Below are 1,687 nucleotides of genomic sequence, written 5' to 3'. Positions count from 1 at the left end.
GGCCTCACCGGCTGGGCGTACGCCCAGGCGGGTGTGTCGCTGCCGCGCACCTCGCAGGAGCAGGCCAACGCCGGTACCCGGATCGGCTCGGACATCTCCCAGGCCCAGCCCGGCGATCTGGTGATCTTCTACGGCGACCGCCACCACGTCGGCATCTACGTCGGCGGCGGCCAGGTCATCCACGCCCCGAAGCCGGGCGCGTCGGTCCGCTACGAGTCGGCGTCCAACATGCCGGTCAACACCGTCGTGCGCCTCTGACCCCCGGGTCGGCAGACTCCCGGCAGGCCCGGTCTCCCCGCGGGGGAGGCCGGGCCTGCGGCTTTGCCCCGGTCACCGGTGGCTCCGGCGGGCGAACCGGTCTGATGTCCGATCAGTGACTGAATATTCTGATTCGGAGGGGTTTGGAAACGGTTGCCCTGACTCGCTAACGTCTGCCACCGGACGCCCGCTTCGACAGCCGCTCGGTCCGGTGCGGCGGCGGGTCCGGGCCCAGGATCGGAGTTGACGTCGAATGACCGCGCACCGCCGTTCCCCGCTGTCAGGTGTCCACACGCTCGCCCGGGCGCTGGTGCTCACCGCGGCGGCCACCACCGCGCTGGGCGTGGCGACCGGCGGCACCGCGCAGGCGGTCCCCGGCGCGCCCGACGCCCCGGCGAACCGCAAGGACGTCAAGGCCCAGGTGGAGCAGCTCTACGACGAGGCCGAGCAGGCCTCGGAGCGGTTCAACGCCGCCCAGGAGGCCCAGCAGCGGCTCCAGCACGAGACCGGCACGCTCCAGCAGCAGATCGCCCTCTCCCAGGACGAGCTCAACCGGCTGCGCGGCGACCTCGCCACCGTGGCCGGGGCGGAGTACCGGGGCGGTGGCATGGCGCAGACCGTCCAACTGATGCTCTCCACCGACCCGGAGGGCTACCTGTCCCGGGCCCGCACCCTCGACCAGGCCGCCGAGCGGCAGAACGAGACCCTGCACGAGGTGCTGGGCCGTCAGCGGGTGCTCGACCAGCGCCGGGCCGAGGCCTCGGCCAAGCTCGCCGAGCTGGAACAGACCCGCAGGGTGCTGGCCGACGGCAAGCAGCAGATCCAGCAGCGGCTCGCCAAGGCGCAGCGGCTGCTCAACAGCCTCGGCGTCACCGAACGCGCCCGGCTCGCCGCCCAGGACGCCCGTGAGGCCGAGCAGCGCGCCACCCGGGGCACCGACCGGCTGGACCTCGGCACCACCCCGCCCGCCTCCGAGCGCGGCGGCGCCGCGCTGGCCGCCGCGGTGCGGATGATCGGCTCGCCCTACGTCTACGGATCCACCGGGCCCAAGGCGTTCGACTGCTCCGGTCTGATGTACTACAGCTGGCGGCAGGCCGGAGTGACCCTGCCGCGCACCTCGCAGGCCCAGGCTTTCGCCGGGCAGCGGGTCAGCATCTCCGAAGCACGGCCGGGAGACCTGGTGATCTTCTACCGGGACATGCACCACGTCGGGATGTACGCCGGCGGCGGGGTGATCGTGCACGCCCCCTACCCGGGTGCCCGGGTGCGCTACGAGAGCGTCAACGCCATGCCGGTCTCGGGGGTGATCCGGCTCTGAGTCGCCCGGAGCCCGCCGGCGGCCGCGGCCCGTCCCGGCGCACCGCCCTGCTGCTCGCGGCCGGCGGCCTCGCCCAGCTGTCGCTGCCCGGGGCCGTCCCCGCGCGGCCCG

General features: G+C 73.9%; 2 protein-coding genes. Both read left to right on the top strand.

Annotation, left to right across the window (positions count from 1 at the left end; genetic code table 11):
- The coding region (locus BI06_RS28345) for a C40 family peptidase (protein ID WP_043472403.1) at nucleotides 1–258 on the top strand (258 nt) is incomplete at its 5' end.
- 253 nt (nucleotides 259–511) lie between these two features.
- Nucleotides 512–1,576, top strand: coding sequence for a C40 family peptidase (locus BI06_RS28340; RefSeq protein ID WP_030391497.1), 1,065 nt, complete (start codon nucleotides 512–514; stop codon nucleotides 1,574–1,576).
- The last annotated feature ends 111 nt before the right edge of the window (nucleotides 1,577–1,687 follow it).

Origin of the sequence: Kitasatospora sp. MBT66 (assembly GCF_000710405.2) — a bacterium.
GTDB classification, from domain to species: domain Bacteria; phylum Actinomycetota; class Actinomycetes; order Streptomycetales; family Streptomycetaceae; genus Kitasatospora; species Kitasatospora purpeofusca.
Note: the sequence above shows the minus strand (reverse complement) of the source record. Positions and strands in the feature narration are given on the sequence as shown.